14 protein-coding genes are annotated in these 13,230 nt (G+C 68.4%); 4 read left to right on the top strand and 10 right to left on the bottom strand.

Annotated elements, in window-relative coordinates:
* Positions 1-195: 195 nt before the first annotated feature.
* Positions 196-1,224, bottom strand: a complete 1,029-nt coding sequence (locus AB0D18_RS22800; protein WP_362421390.1) for an LLM class flavin-dependent oxidoreductase — start codon at positions 1,222-1,224, stop codon at positions 196-198.
* Positions 1,225-1,440: 216 nt separating this feature from the next.
* Between AB0D18_RS22800 and AB0D18_RS22795 the strand changes: the two genes are divergently transcribed.
* Positions 1,441-1,779, top strand: a complete 339-nt coding sequence (locus AB0D18_RS22795; RefSeq protein ID WP_362421387.1) for an ATP/GTP-binding protein — start codon at positions 1,441-1,443, stop codon at positions 1,777-1,779.
* Positions 1,780-2,033: 254 nt separating this feature from the next.
* Here AB0D18_RS22795 and AB0D18_RS22790 read toward each other — a convergent pair whose 3' ends face one another.
* The 3 genes from AB0D18_RS22790 to AB0D18_RS22780 all read right to left on the bottom strand — a co-directional run bounded on the left by AB0D18_RS22790 (position 2,034) and on the right by AB0D18_RS22780 (position 3,522).
* Positions 2,034-2,294 (bottom strand): hypothetical protein, encoded by a 261-nt coding sequence (locus AB0D18_RS22790; RefSeq protein WP_362421385.1) that lies wholly within the window; start codon positions 2,292-2,294, stop codon positions 2,034-2,036.
* Complete coding sequence (locus tag AB0D18_RS22785) at positions 2,291-2,986, bottom strand: transposase (RefSeq protein WP_362421383.1); 696 nt, start codon at positions 2,984-2,986, stop codon at positions 2,291-2,293. The genes AB0D18_RS22790 and AB0D18_RS22785 overlap by 4 nt, the downstream gene beginning before the upstream one ends.
* Before the next feature lie 83 nt (positions 2,987-3,069).
* Positions 3,070-3,522: a hypothetical protein gene (locus AB0D18_RS22780; RefSeq protein WP_362421380.1), complete on the bottom strand. Its 453-nt coding sequence runs from the start codon at positions 3,520-3,522 to the stop codon at positions 3,070-3,072.
* Between the two features lie 207 nt (positions 3,523-3,729).
* On the opposite strand from AB0D18_RS22780, the gene AB0D18_RS22775 reads away from it, so the two are divergent.
* Entirely contained in the window at positions 3,730-4,167 is a 438-nt protein-coding gene (locus AB0D18_RS22775; RefSeq protein ID WP_362421377.1) for an Imm63 family immunity protein, read from the top strand.
* Between the two features lie 66 nt (positions 4,168-4,233).
* On the opposite strand, the gene AB0D18_RS22770 is transcribed toward AB0D18_RS22775, so the two are convergent.
* Positions 4,234-6,093: a TNT domain-containing protein gene (locus tag AB0D18_RS22770; RefSeq protein WP_362421374.1), complete on the bottom strand. Its 1,860-nt coding sequence runs from the start codon at positions 6,091-6,093 to the stop codon at positions 4,234-4,236.
* A gap of 551 nt (positions 6,094-6,644) precedes the next feature.
* Here AB0D18_RS22770 and AB0D18_RS22765 point away from each other — a divergent pair.
* Both AB0D18_RS22765 and AB0D18_RS22760 read left to right on the top strand, forming a co-directional pair.
* Positions 6,645-7,421: an IS5 family transposase gene (locus tag AB0D18_RS22765; RefSeq protein WP_362421371.1), complete on the top strand. Its 777-nt coding sequence runs from the start codon at positions 6,645-6,647 to the stop codon at positions 7,419-7,421.
* Positions 7,418-7,831, top strand: coding sequence for a hypothetical protein (locus AB0D18_RS22760; RefSeq protein WP_362421369.1), 414 nt, complete (start codon positions 7,418-7,420; stop codon positions 7,829-7,831). The genes AB0D18_RS22765 and AB0D18_RS22760 overlap by 4 nt, the downstream gene beginning before the upstream one ends.
* Before the next feature lie 111 nt (positions 7,832-7,942).
* Here AB0D18_RS22760 and AB0D18_RS22755 read toward each other — a convergent pair whose 3' ends face one another.
* The 5 genes from AB0D18_RS22755 to AB0D18_RS22735 all read right to left on the bottom strand — a co-directional run bounded on the left by AB0D18_RS22755 (position 7,943) and on the right by AB0D18_RS22735 (position 12,990).
* Positions 7,943-8,785, bottom strand: coding sequence for an ABC transporter permease subunit (locus AB0D18_RS22755; RefSeq protein ID WP_362421366.1), 843 nt, complete (start codon positions 8,783-8,785; stop codon positions 7,943-7,945).
* Positions 8,782-10,056 carry an ATP-binding cassette domain-containing protein gene (locus tag AB0D18_RS22750; RefSeq protein ID WP_362421363.1) on the bottom strand — a complete coding sequence of 425 codons (1,275 nt, stop codon included), beginning with the start codon at positions 10,054-10,056 and terminating at the stop codon, positions 8,782-8,784. The genes AB0D18_RS22755 and AB0D18_RS22750 overlap by 4 nt, the downstream gene beginning before the upstream one ends.
* A gap of 181 nt (positions 10,057-10,237) precedes the next feature.
* A complete protein-coding gene (locus AB0D18_RS22745) occupies positions 10,238-11,008 on the bottom strand; it encodes an ABC transporter permease (RefSeq protein ID WP_362421360.1) in 771 nt (256 codons plus the stop codon).
* A gap of 1 nt (position 11,009) precedes the next feature.
* Entirely contained in the window at positions 11,010-11,936 is a 927-nt protein-coding gene (locus AB0D18_RS22740; protein WP_362421357.1) for an ATP-binding cassette domain-containing protein, read from the bottom strand.
* Positions 11,937-12,048: 112 nt separating this feature from the next.
* On the bottom strand, positions 12,049-12,990 hold the full coding sequence (locus tag AB0D18_RS22735) for a cellulose-binding protein (RefSeq protein ID WP_189826712.1): 942 nt from the start codon (positions 12,988-12,990) through the stop codon (positions 12,049-12,051).
* Between the last annotated feature and the right edge of the window lie 240 nt (positions 12,991-13,230).

Raw genomic sequence — 13,230 nt, 5'->3', positions numbered from 1 at the left:
TAGGTGCTACTGATGCAGGAGCGGCAGCTCCCAGCAGGCCCCGCGGGAACTCCCGGCCAGGGCGGTGAGGACGGTCAGGCCGTCCGGGGAAGCCAGGGCCGTGCGGGGAAGCCGGGACCGTCAGGGGAAGCCGGGACCGTGCGGGGAAGCCGGGACCGTCCGGGGAAGCCGGGACCGTCAGGGGCCCGGGGCCGTTCATGACAGCAGTGCCCGCACCTCGGTGCCCAGCCGCCGTACGTTCTCCTCCGTGCAGGCGAGATCGCCCGACCCTTCGGTCAGCAGCGCGAAGCGCGTGATCCCGGTCCGCTCCGAGGTCGCCGCCAGCCGGTCCGCCGCCAACTGCGGCGTACCCACCGGGTGCAGGGTGCACAGCTTCTCCGTGTACGCCACCGGGTCGCGCATGGCGCGGTGCCGGCCGTCGACCGTGACGTGCGCGTCGAGGCCCTGCTTGAGCCAGCCAGGCATCGCCTTGGTGAGGGTCTCGCAGGCGTCCTCGACGCTGTCCGCGATCTGCGCGACACCGGCCGAGACGTGGCCGACCGTCGCGATCTCCTCGGCCGACCGCCCCGCCGCTCGTGCGTACGTACGCCACAGGGCGGTCATGTCCGCTTTGTCCTCGTCCCCGCAGTGCATCCCGAGCAGCATCGCCAGCCCCTGCTCGGCGGCCAGCCGCACGCTCTTCGGCGAGGTGCACGCGACGACGACCTCCGGTCCCGGCGCGCCCTCCAGCTGCTCGTCCGGCCTTGGTACGACCGCGACTTCGCGGAAGCGGTAGCGCTCGCCGCGCGCGTCCACACGCGGCTCGCGCAGCCAGCGCAGCAGCAGGTCGAGGGACTCGGGGAAGCCCTCCTCGTACGCCATCAGACCGCTGCCGAAGACCTCCAGGTCGACCCACGGGCCGCCGCGCCCCACCCCGAGCGAGAAGCGCCCGCCCGACGTGAGGTGCAACAGGGCGGCCTGCTCCGCCACGTTGACCGGATGGGCGGTCGGCAGCACGGTCACCGCCGTGCCCACCCGGATCCGGCGGGTGCGGCCGAGCAGCAGCGCGGCCAGCGTCACGGCCGAAGGACACACGCCGTACGGAACGAAGTGGTGCTCGGCCAGCCAGACGGAGTCCAGGCCCGCCTCCTCGGCCACCTCCGCCGTCCGCACAGCCCGGTGCAGGGCCTCCCCCTGCCCCTGGCCCGGGAACTGGGCCGCCAGTACAAAAGCTCCAATGTGCATCGCCTTATGCCTCCTTCTCAGGCTCCGAATCGGCGATCCCCCACTGGCATTAACGTCTGACAAGTGCCAAAGGCACGGGCCCGCACAAAGATCTTGTGATTTTCCGGCCGGTGCTGCGCCGGGGCTACCGGAGTACTCCCTCCAGTGGTACGCCTACCCCTGTCTGATGGGCCTAGGCTGGGGGAAACCAGTCCGCCCAGCCCCATGAGGTGCTACGTGTCCCCGCGCCGCAACCGCCCCCGACGAGGCGGCGAGAACCCCACCGCGAGCAGCGGAGGCGGCGGTGGCTCCCCGGACCGGTTCGGCCTGCAGCACACCGAGTCCTGGCAGGGCGAGGAGTGGCTCGTGCGACAGGTCAGCGGGGCCAGTGCCCAGGGCAAGCGCTACCGCTGCCCCGGCTGCGACCAGGAGATCCCCTCCGGCGTCCCGCACCTGGTGGCCTGGCCCGACTACGGCGGCGTCGACGACCGCCGGCACTGGCACAAGGCCTGCTGGAACGCGAAGGACCGCCGCACCACAAAGGTGCAGCGGTCCCGCAACGCGCCCCGCTATTAGGGCAGTTGGCCTTCAGAGCGCGGAACGTGAGTAGTTGTCCGTTTCGGGGTTGGGGTTGAGTGAGGGCTGCTGGACACCGGGGCGTGATGAGGATCAGGTGCCGGGCTGAGCGAACAGGCCGGGCTCGGGTTCCGGTGAGGATGCCCCTGGTGACCAGGCGTTTTAGCCTGGAGCGGATGTCTTTGGTGCACTTCGGGAGGATCGGCAGGTCGAGGGTCTGGCAGAGGTCGCGGGCTCGCAGCGGCTTTCCGGTGTCAGCGAAGACGGTGAGGATCTGCTGGTAGGCCGGGTGGTCCGGGCGTCGAGTCGGGCCGGGGTGTGACGGGGGCCGGTGCGGGGATACCGAGGAGGGTCTTGCGGGTGATGCGCAGGTTCTCGCTCTCCGCGTCGAGTTCGCCCAGCCGGGCGGCGAGGTCCTCAACGCGGGAGCGAATCTCTCCAGCCTGCTCGCAGAGTTCGGCCTCACGAGCCTCGACGTACTCCAGGACAGCCCTGATCTGCGGGTTGTCGCTCACGCTGTCCTCCAAGAGCCGATGGTGGCGCCGGTGAGGCGGCGGGCCATGACCGACGTCATCGCCCAGAAGACGCGGGAGCGTGAGGTGGCGAGCCGGTGTTCGTAGTCGCGGACCAGGCGCCGGTAGAAGAGCAAGATCCCGTTTGTCTGTTCCACGATCCACCGCTTGGCCTGCGGGACGAAGCCCTTCTCGGCCGGGTTGCGCTCGACGATCTCGACGTCGATGCCCAGGTACTTGCCGTGGTCGACCACCGTCTTCTTGAATCCCTGGTCGACCAGGGCCTTCTTGACGGTGTCGCACTGAGCGGCCACGCCGTTGAGCAGCGCGATGCCGACGGCGTTGTCGTGCGCGGAGGCGTGCAGGACGACGGCCTCGACGACCAGACCCGACACATCCACGGCCAGGCATCTCTTCCTGCCCGGCACTCTTTTCGAAGCGCCCTTGCCGGTCGTGCCGGCCGGGACGCCGACGGCTGCGTGGATGCTCTGGGTACCCATCACGAGGAGGCTCGGATCGGCTGATCGCCGTTTCTTCTCCCGCAGTTGCCACCGCAGCGGATCGTGGATGGCCAGGTCGGTGCCGTCGTCGCGCCACTTGTAGAAGTAGCACTCCACCGCCCCTGCAGGCGGCAGGCCGTGGGGCAGCAGGTGCCACTGAGCCGTCCGTGGCCGGGGCCGGGAAGACTTCGTCATACCCCGGCCAACGCGGCCACGACTCCAACAGACACCCTCACAGCCCCCGAACCAGCCGATTCAGTCACCCGCGAAGTACGGAGCTAGCGGGTGCCGCCGTAGCCGGTGACTTTGCCGTCCTTCATGTGCACGTACAGCTTGAGGCCGTCGTTGCAGGTGTAGTTGTGGCGTACCTCGCCCCCCTCGTGGGCTTCCGTTGTGCCGGCGCCGCAGCCCTTGGTGACGGTTTTGACCTGCTTGTCGGTCATGCCGGGCCGGAGCTGCCGGATGGCTGTCAGGCTGCCTTCTTCGCCGGCCGTGATGTCGATCTTCGGTGTGGGGGCGGCGGTAGGGACCGTGTCGGGTGTGAGCGAGGTGGTGGGGGCCGGGGTGTGACGGGGCGCTGAGGTGGAGACGGGCAGGTCGGCCTTCTTCGCCTGCCCGCTGCCGGTGTCGTCACCCTGCTGGTAGAAGACACCGGCGATGATGCCGGCCGCCACTACGGTGCCTGTGGCGGCGACGGCTATCGTGCGGCGCTTGTTCCGGGTCGTGCTCATGGGGTCCTTCCGGTTGGGATCGCGTGGTCCGTAAAACATGTCGCAGGTGGCTCACCAGTAGAGTCCGCGGGCCACCCGGCGGCGTTCGCGCAACAGCCTGCACTCGGTCGGCACCTGAGCGATGACCGCCCGGTCGTCGATGGTCGCATTCACGCGACGAACTGTTCGACGACCCCGTCGGCAGCCCCTATCCCCTATAATGTCAGTATGACGATTACTGAGGCGGATGTAGCTGCCGGGGCCCGCCGTATCTCCGACGTGCTGTATGGCCGGTCTGTGGATCTGGTCGGCTTCAGGCAGACTCAGGACGGCAAGCCGTTCGTCGAGGTACGCGACGGCAGAGCCCATTTCATCGTCCGCGAGCGCGGCATGGAGCTCCAGCACACCGTCTATGACGATCTCGATGAGCTCCTGTACTTGGTGGCGGTGGACGAGACCCGGTCGATCGCGACCGGGTGGGAGGCCGAGAGCCGCCATACGCGTCCTGCGGACACGGACGAGTGGGTGGTGTGGCGGGCCAGGCAGTTGCAGCTCATGCACCAGCTCGACCCGGTGTGGGGGGAGCGCCTGCGGGCGGAGGTTCGGGTGGCGGCCGAGCTGGCCGATGTCCGGTTCGAAGACATTGATGCCGTCGTCCTGGACTAACCCTCTGGGCATGGAGAAGGCTCCCCGCGCTGGAAGCGCGGGGAGCCTTCTGCGTGGTGTGGCGGGTTATGCCTGGGGCACGACCTTCAGGAACTTGTTGTCCAGGAGCCACTGGACGTTGATGAAGTAGTCCTTACCGCCGCCGACCGGGGTCAGCTTGGGCAGGAGGTACTGGGTGCCGCCGCCGGGCTGCTCGAAGAACGGGGCGATCTTCCCGGCCTGGATGTCACCGGCCTTGCCGTACTTGGCAATGTCCGACCACGGACGCACCCACTCGTACACGTGGTACGACGACTTGCCGGCCTCGAACTCCAGGTTGGCCGGGGGGATCGCCCGCTGGGCGAAGGGCACAGCCTTGGGAGAGAGGAACCCGCCGGCGGGGGCGCCGAAGCGGTCCCACTGCTCGCCGACCTTGGGGATGTACGCCTTCTGCGTGCCGTTCACGAAGCCCATGAAGTCCGGGTAGTCGAACCATCCCTTCGAGGTGTTCCAGTACTTGGCGAAGAACATCGGCACGGACAGCTGGCCGGTGCGGGCGTAGTCCTTGAGGATGACCTGTGCGCTGGCCGGCATCTTCGCGATGACCTGGTCGACGGTCGCGACGTGCGTCATCTCCGCGACCAGGTTCTTCAGGGCCGGGCTGGTGCGGGCGGCACTGGTGATCATCGTCTCCAGGGCGCCGTACTCCTTGGCGGACAATGCGAGGGCGTCGAGTCCGGCGAGGGCCTTCTCGAAGCCGATGCCGGTGCGCACCGAGGCGTCCAGGGCGGTGATGACCTTGGTGACCTTGGTGAACTGGCCGACGAAGGGCAGGACCGTGACCCCGGCCCAGGCGCAGCTGCTCGCGTTGCCCTCGCCGCACTTGACGAAGTCTGCCTTGAGCGCGTTGATCAGCGTCTCGACCATGTTCGGCGGCGGCTGGAGCGCCGGGTAGGTCTCGGTGATCGTCGCCGTGTGCACGCGGTGGTCGAACCCGGACCAGTAGCCCTTGCCCTTGGGGCAGGTCTTGTTGGTGATCCCGGCAGCGTCGCTGTCACACAGGAAGGTGTCGAAGCCGAGGTCGTAGGTGACCTCGAAGTCCTGGAAGCAGACGTCGAGCGTGGACGCGACACGGCAGTCGCCCTTGGGGGTGGCCCCGAGGGTGTCGGTGTACGCGGTGTAGAACGCGCGGGACCCGGACGCGCCGCTGTTGGGCAGCGGCAGGTTGGCCTTGTCACGCTGGGTCTGGTCGGAAGGCAGCGGCTTCGCCTTCAGCTTGGCCAGCGCGTCGCGTTCCTCCTGGTCAGCGGCCAGGGCCTTGGCCGCGATGGCCTGCCACTTCTTCTTCTCCTCGGCGGAGAACTCCTCACCGGTCGCGGGGTCGACGACGACCGGCGGCACGGTCACCTTGAACTTGGCCCATGGGGACCAGTCCGTCTCGTACGCCTTGCCGTCGTAGGCGGAGGAGCGGACGAGGTAGGTCCAGCCATCCTTCAGCTTCCCCGCCGAAACATTGACGGAGGCCGGGGTGCCGGAGGCGGTGTATCCGGAGACAAGGACGTCGTACTTGTTGTCGTCGCTGAGGTTCACCTTGGACCCGGCGGTGCCGTCCGCCTTGACGGTCCACACCTCGAAGGTGCTGGTCGTCTTGTCCTTGTCCGCATCCACCACAGTGTTGCGGAGGGTGGGGGTAAGAGTGTTGGTCTGCCATACGCCGGAGGTCTGCGTGAAGGGCGGGCCGACCTCGGGTGCCTTGGGCGTGTCGGGCGCCCTGTTGGCGGCTGCGGCGCCCAGCGCGCGGTTCGCCTGGGGCGCCGGCTCACCGTGCACATGAGGCGGTGTCGCTGAGGGCCGCTCGTCAGTGACGGCGGCGGCCGCCGACCGGTCGTCAGTGACGGCGGCGGTCGCCACTCCCGAGCTGAGAGCTATGACCATGGCCGTTGTCACGGCGACGGAAGCTCTCCTGGTCCTGGAGGCGGGTATCAAATGTCTGAAACGACCGAGAGAGTTCACGCAAATCCGTTCATATACACCTATGCATGACGCGTACGCATCATGCGGCACGTGACAGTAGCCATTGGTCCAGACCAACGCTATGACCCCGGTCACTGGTGCGGTAGGTCAACTATGCCCATTTTATTGGGGTTTGCTAATCCTTAGGCGCACTGGCGCGAGCCGCGGGCCCCCATTTGAACTGCCCCGTCGGTATGGCCGAGCTGCTGGCAGGGCAGGTGAGTCGGGGTGAGGTGGAGGTGCGCTGGGGCAGTGCGGTGCTGCCGCGCCCGGGCGGCCTGACCGTAAGGGCTGCGCCGGTGATGGCCTTTCCAGGTGGCATGGCGTCAGTCACCTCGATGCGGGGACCTGCCCGAGGTTCTGTACCAACTGGCCATCGGCCGCCGGGGTGTCAACGGCCTCGTCTTCGTTCTGGCACGGGGGTCCGGATCGCGGGGTGTCAAAATTCCCGAGAGTGCAGAACATGATCCTTCGAGCAGTGGGTCTTGGTCGAGCCCGTGATCACCGCGTGGAAGGCCGCGCATCCGTCGGTCAGCGGCCACCGGGGCAGATATCCGATGCGGGAGATCGTGAACGCGATCCTGTACCAGAACCGCAGCGGCTGTCAGTGGGACCTGCTGCCCCATGACCTGCCGCCCGCCGGGGCGGTGAAGTACTACTTCTACAAGTGGCGCGACGACGGCACCGACCAGACCGTCCACGACCTGCTGCGGTGGCAACTGCGGGAGAAGAACCGGCGATCAGCCGACCCGAGCCTCATCGTGATGGACACCCAGAGCATCCACGCCGCCGTCGGCGTCCCGGCCGACACGACCGGAAAGGACGCTTCGAAAAAGGTGCCGGGCAGGAAGAGATGCCTGGCCGTGGATGTGTCGGGTCTGGTCGTCGAGGCCGTCGTCCTGCACGCCTCCGCGCACAACACCGCCGGCATCGCGCTGCTCAACGGCGTGGCCGCTCAGTGCGACACCGTCAAGAAGGCCCTGGTCGACCAGGGATTCAAGAAGACGCTGGTCGACCACGGCAAGTACCTCGGCATCGACGTCGAGATCGTCGAGCGCAACCCGGCCGAGAAGGGCTTCGTCCCGCAGGCCAAGCGGTGGATCGTGGAGCAGACGAACGGGATCTTGCTGTTCTACCGGCGCCTGGTCCGCGACTACGAGCACCGGCTCACCACTTCCCGCTCCCGCGTGTTCTGGGCGATGACGTCGGTCATGGCCCGCCGCCTCACCGGCGCCACCCTCGACTCCTGGAGGACCGCATGAGCGAGAACCCGCAGATCACCGCAGTTCTGGAGTACGTCGAGTCACGTGAGCGCGAGCCGGAGGAACGGGCCGGGCAACTTCGCGGCCGCATCGAGGAACTCACTGCGGAGCTGGTCGAGTTCGACGCGGAGCGCGAGAACCAGCGCGTCACCCGCAAGACCCTCCTGGCCCTGCCGGCCCCCGCACCCGCCGGCGAACCGGACCGTCCCGACGTCCCCGCCTACCAGCAGATCCTCGCCGCTTTCGCGGATACCGGGCATCCGATGCGGGCCCGCGACCTGCGCCAGGCACTCGACCTGACGATCGTCCCGAAGAACACCGAGGGCATCCGATCCAAGCTCAAACGCCTCACAGCCAGGGGCATCCTCACCGAGCCCGAGCCCGGCTTGTTCGCCCCTCCGAGCAGCTGAGCGGCATCGCGTCCTCATGACCAGCAGTCCGCGCCCAAGCCCAACCGCGAAACGGACAACTACTCACGTTCCGCACTCTCAGAGCAGTCGGTGCTCGGGGCGGTCGACCGGTCAGACATCCCGCTTGTTCTGGGCGACGAAGGCCAGTGCGAGTACGACGGCCACCAGGCCGGCCATGATGCCCAGCGGGGTCCAGCCGGTGAGGCCACCCTCGGTCATCTCGGTTCCGTAGAAGACGGCGAGCTGGCTGGGGATCGAGTACTCCAGCAGGAAGGACTGCGCGCCCTCCAGCGCCTCCGTCATCATGAACAGCGCCATCACCAGCGGCAGCAGCACCAGGCCGATCATGAGGGTGATCGCGCCCGCCGAGTGCCTGATCAACGAGCCCACGGCCAGCGAGAGCAGACCGATCAGCGCGACGAACGCACTGACTCCGACGGTCGCCCGCAGCCACTGGCCGCCATTGGCCGTGCCGTCCAGCGCACCCACCATCAGGGCGGACTGCACAACGGTGGCGACCAGGGTGATCGCGAAGGTGAGCAGGAAGAAGACGAGCGACTTGGCCGCCAGGACGCGCGCCCGGCTGGGGCAGGCGGTCAGCGTCGTACGGATCATGCCCGTGCCGTACTCGGAGGCGATGGTCATCACGCCGAGGGTGATCACCGGGATGACGCCGAGCATCACACCCACGAAGCCGAACGTGATCGGCGACGCATCGTCGGGGAGGCTGGAGCCCGCGAGGGCGAGGGTGACGAGGACGCCCACGCCGAGGATCAGCACGACCATCACGCCGAGCGTCCAGATCGTGGAGCGCACGGAGCGGATCTTGGTCCACTCGGAGGCCAGCGCGTCCGCCAGCGTCGCACGGCGCACCGGCACGGGGGAGACGTAACCGGGCTGCTGCGGGTGCGGGTGCTGGTGCGGGTACAGATTCGGGGTCGAGGGAGTCGTCATCGGGCGTCCTCGGGGGTGTCGCTGTTGGTGTCGCTGCTTGTGTCGTCGCTCTTGCGGAGCTGCGGGGCAGGGGCAGGGGCAGGGGCCTGGGCAGGGGCCTGGGCGGCGTCGGTGGGCGCCGGGGGAGCGGCCGGGGCGGCGGGCTGCTGTGCGTACGGGTTCTGCGCCGCCGGCAGGGGCGTGCCCGTACCGGATCCCGGGACTCCCGGGTGCGGCTGTCCCGGCTGGGGCGGCGGCGGGGCGTACCAGTCCTGCTGCGGCGGCCCCTGCGGGACGACGGGCTGCCCCGGCAGGGGCCGGCCGGGCAGCAGCGCGCCCGCGGTGTCCGGCTGCGCGAAGCCCGCGAGCTGGTCGTCGGTGGAGCGGTAGTCGACCGCGGCCTGCGTCATCCGCATGTAGGCCTCCTCCAGCGACGCCTGGTGCGGGGACAGCTCCCACAGCCGTACGTCCGCGCCGTGCGCCAGGTCGGAGATCCGCGGCAGGGGGAGACCGGTGACGCGCAGCGCGCCGTCCTGCTCCGGCATGACCTGGCCGCCCGCCTCGGTGAGCACCGAGGTCAGCTTCTCGCGCTGGAGGGGGTCGGTCTGCGGGGTGCGGACGCGGGCGAAACCGGCGGAGTTGGCGGCGATGAAGGCCTGGACGCTCATGTCGGCGAGCAGCTGGCCGCGGCCGATCACGATCAGGTGCTCGGCGGTGAGTGCCATCTCACTCATCAGGTGCGAGGAAACGAAGACCGTACGGCCCTCGGAGGCCAGCATCTTCATCAGGTTGCGCACCCAGAGGATGCCCTCGGGGTCGAGGCCGTTGACCGGCTCGTCGAAGAGCAGCACCTGTGGGTCGCCGAGCAGCGCGGCGGCGATGCCGAGCCGCTGGCCCATGCCGAGCGAGAAGCCGCTGGAGCGGTGCTTGGCCACCTCCTGGAGGCCGACTACCCCGAGCACCTCGTCGACCCGGCTCGCGGGGATGCCGGAGAGCTGGGCGAGCGAGAGGAGGTGGTTGCGGGCGCTGCGCCCGCCGTGCACCGCCTTGGCGTCGAGCAGTGCGCCCACCTGGCGGGGGGCGTTGGGCAGCTCGCGGAAGGGGTGGCCGCAGACGGTGACACTGCCCGAGGTGGGTTCGTCGAGACCGAGGATCATGCGCATTGTGGTGGACTTGCCGGAGCCGTTGGGCCCCAGGAACCCGGTGACGGTCCCCGGCCGCACCTGGAAGGAAAGGTTGTACACGGCCGTCTTGGCGCCGTAGCGCTTCGTCAGGCCGATTGCCTCGATCATTCTCCAGCCCCATCGACAGATTGTCGGGGCCACGATCACACGCTTGGTCGTGCGGTGATTCTTTCTGCCCCCGTAAGCACTAGGAGCTTAACCAGGGGAGGGTGGTTCCGGCCAAGAACGACTGTTCGTACCGGAACCCGGACACTTCGCGCGCGGGGACCCGGGTCGGGAGGGCGGCGGCTCACGCGTCGCGGTTCTTCAGCACCAGCCAGCCGCACAGCACCGCGAGAACCACCCAGAGCACCAGGATGCCCAGGCCGCCCCAGGGCCCGTACGGGGCGATGTCGTTCTCGGGCGCGACGACCTGCATGATCTTGGTGCCGGCCTGGTCGGGGAGGTACTGGCCGATCTTGCGGGTGGCCTCGACGTTGCCCAGGATCGGCGCGAGCAGGAAGAAGATCGGCATCAGGATGCCGAGCGAGAGCATCGGCGAGCGAAGGATCATGGTCACTCCCATCGCGAACACCGCGATGAGCGTCATGTACAGCGCGCAGCCGATCACCGCCCGCAGTACGCCCTCGTCGCCGAGCGACACCTTGTACGGGCCGAGCGCCGCCTGTCCGGCGAAGAACGTCACGAAGCTCGTCACCAGTGCCACCACGAAAGCGAGCAGCGCCGCGACGGTCAGCTTGCTGAAGAGGAAAGTGGCGCGCCGGGGTACCGCGGCGAGCGAAGTGCGGATCATTCCGGTGCTGTATTCGTTGCCGACGACCAGCACTCCGAAAACGATCATCGCGAGCTGGCCGAGACTCGTCCCCGCGAAACTCGTGAACGTGGGATCCGCGAACTGCAGTTCCTTTGCGTTCATCTTCGAGAACTGGTCCTTGACCAGCAGACTGATCAGGAATCCGAGGCCTACCGTGAACAGCACGGCGAGTCCGAGCGTCCACACGGTGGACTGCACGGATTTGATCTTGGTCCATTCCGATTTCAGTACCTGTGCGGCAGCCATCTCAGACTCGCCCTCCGCTCGGGTCCGAGTGCGCGTGATATTCGACCGACTCCGCGGTGAGCTGCATGAACGCCTCCTCCAGCGAAGCCTGTTGCGGGCTCAGCTCATGGAGGACGAGCTGGTGCTGCGCGGCCAGCTCGCCGAGCTGCTCGGAGGTCGCCCCGTCCACTTCGAGGGTGCCGTTCCCGGCCGTCACCACCGTCACCCCGGCCTGGTGCAGCACGTCCCGCAGCCGCTCCTGCTGCGGGCTGCGCAGCCTTACGTACGAGCGTGAATTGGTGCGGATGAAGTCCGCCATGGACGTGTCGGCGAGCAGCCTGCCCTGGCCGATGACCACCAGGTGGTCGGCGGTGAGCGCCATCTCGCTCATCAGGTGCGAGGAGACGAAGACGGTGCGGCCCTGGGCGGCGAGGGACTTCATCAGGTTGCGGATCCAGTGGATGCCCTCGGGGTCGAGCCCGTTCACCGGCTCGTCGAACATCAGGATCTTGGGGTCGCCGAGCAGTGCGCCCGCGATGCCCAGGCGCTGGCCCATGCCGAGCGAGAAGCCCTTGGAGCGCTTCTTGGCGACCGCCGTCAGACCGACGGTGTCGAGGACCTCGCCGACCCTGGAGGCCGGGATCCCGTTGCTCTGCGCCAGGCACAGGAGGTGGTGGTACGCGCTCCTGCCGCCGTGCAGCGCCTTGGCGTCCAGCAGGGCGCCCACGTACTTCAGCGGGTCCGTGAGGTCGGTGTAGCGCCTGCCGTCGATGCGGACGGCGCCCGCGGTGGGGTGGTCCAGGTCCAGCATCATGCGCATCGTGGTGGACTTGCCCGCGCCGTTGGGGCCGAGGAAGCCGGTGACGATGCCCGGCCGTACCTGGAAAGTCAGGGCGTTGACGGCCGTCTTCTCGCCGTACCGCTTCGTCAGGCCCGATACCTCGATCATGCCCGCCACGCTAAAGGCGGACAAAGCCCCCCGCCACTGGGGGAGTGGCGGGGGGCTTCGAGGTGTACTCGGCGTACGACCGGCGATGACGGTCCGTGCGTACGACCGGTGACTAGCGGGACTGCTGGGCCGGGACTCCGCGGGAGATCGGCTCGTCGTCCACCGGGGCACCGGCGGCGGCCACGGCCGCACCGGTCAGCGTCGCCAGCATCTCGCGGACGTTGGTGAGCTGGGCGTTGATCGAGTCGCGGCGGTTGGTGAGCGCCGCCAGCTCGCGCTCCGATTCGCTGCGGATCCGGTCGGCCTTGGCGTTCGCGTCGGCCACGATGTCCTCGGCCTGGCGCTGTGCCGTCTCCACCGTCTGACGGGCGCGGCGCTCCGCGTCCGTACGCAGCTTCTCGGCCTCCAGGCGCAGCTGCTCCGCCCGGTGCTCGATCTCCGCGAGACGCTTCTCCGCCTTCGCCTGACGCGACGCCAGGTCGCGCTCGGACTGCTCGCGGCGCTTGGCCAGGTTGGTCTCGAAGTCCGCGGCGGCCTGGGCGGCCTTGGCGCGGGTCTCCTCGAAGAGCGCGTCGGCCTCCTCGCGCTTCGACTGCGCGTCCTTCTGCGCCTCGGAACGCAGCTGGGCGGAGTCGCCCTTCGCCTTCTCGACGATGCGGACGCCCTCGTCCTCCGCCTTTGCCTTGCGCTCCGCGGCGAACGACTCCGCGTCGTTGCGCACCTGCTGGGCGGCCGACTCGGCCAGCTCACGGTGCTGCTCGGCGGCGCGGCGGGCCTCCTCGCGCAGGTCCTTCGCCTCCTCCTCGGCAAGGCGGAGGATCTTCTCGACGCGGGCACCGAGACCGGCGTACGACGGCTCGGCGTCGTTCACCTGCGCCTGCGCGTTCTGCGTTTCGAGGTGGAGCTCCTCGATGCGCTTCTCCAACGAGGTGATCCGGGCGAGAGCACTGTCACGGTCGGCGAGCAGCTTGGCGATGCGGTCGTCCACCTGACCGCGGTCGTAACCACGCCGCACCTGCTCGAAGCCGTATGGGGAGGCGGAAGTGTCGCTCATGAGGTTCCTGTCGAATGAGACCGGTGAGGTGATAGGGGAATCCTAGGGGCCATAGCGGCGTGTCATCGAGCCAATGCCGGTTTGATCTGGAGAATGACCCTCCTTTTGAGTGGCAACCTGCCAGACCGCTTGCCACCCACACGGATGAACACTTCGTCAAACCTGCCTGGAATCACAGCTCAATCACAAGTGGAGCATGTGGAGCATCAGCGACGGAATCTGCCGTACTGCAAACACTCC

The sequence above is a fragment of the Streptomyces sp. NPDC048442 genome (assembly GCF_040651475.1).
Classification (GTDB): Bacteria; Actinomycetota; Actinomycetes; order Streptomycetales; family Streptomycetaceae; genus Streptomyces.
Note: the sequence above shows the minus strand (reverse complement) of the source record. Positions and strands in the feature narration are given on the sequence as shown.

Excerpts from the sequence above, each read along its gene's own strand:
- AB0D18_RS22800 (WP_362421390.1), bottom strand. The coding sequence starts at position 1,224 with ATGCACATTGGAGCTTTTGTACTGGCGGCCCAGTTCCCGGGCCAGGGG.
- AB0D18_RS22785 (WP_362421383.1), bottom strand. The coding sequence starts at position 2,986 with ATGACGAAGTCTTCCCGGCCCCGGCCACGGACGGCTCAGTGGCACCTG.
- AB0D18_RS22780 (WP_362421380.1), bottom strand. The coding sequence starts at position 3,522 with ATGAGCACGACCCGGAACAAGCGCCGCACGATAGCCGTCGCCGCCACA.
- AB0D18_RS22775 (WP_362421377.1), top strand. The coding sequence starts at position 3,730 with ATGACGATTACTGAGGCGGATGTAGCTGCCGGGGCCCGCCGTATCTCC.
- AB0D18_RS22760 (WP_362421369.1), top strand. The coding sequence starts at position 7,418 with ATGAGCGAGAACCCGCAGATCACCGCAGTTCTGGAGTACGTCGAGTCA.
- AB0D18_RS22755 (WP_362421366.1), bottom strand. The coding sequence starts at position 8,785 with ATGACGACTCCCTCGACCCCGAATCTGTACCCGCACCAGCACCCGCAC.
- AB0D18_RS22750 (WP_362421363.1), bottom strand. The coding sequence starts at position 10,056 with ATGATCGAGGCAATCGGCCTGACGAAGCGCTACGGCGCCAAGACGGCC.
- AB0D18_RS22745 (WP_362421360.1), bottom strand. The coding sequence starts at position 11,008 with ATGGCTGCCGCACAGGTACTGAAATCGGAATGGACCAAGATCAAATCC.
- AB0D18_RS22740 (WP_362421357.1), bottom strand. The coding sequence starts at position 11,936 with ATGATCGAGGTATCGGGCCTGACGAAGCGGTACGGCGAGAAGACGGCC.
- AB0D18_RS22735 (WP_189826712.1), bottom strand. The coding sequence starts at position 12,990 with ATGAGCGACACTTCCGCCTCCCCATACGGCTTCGAGCAGGTGCGGCGT.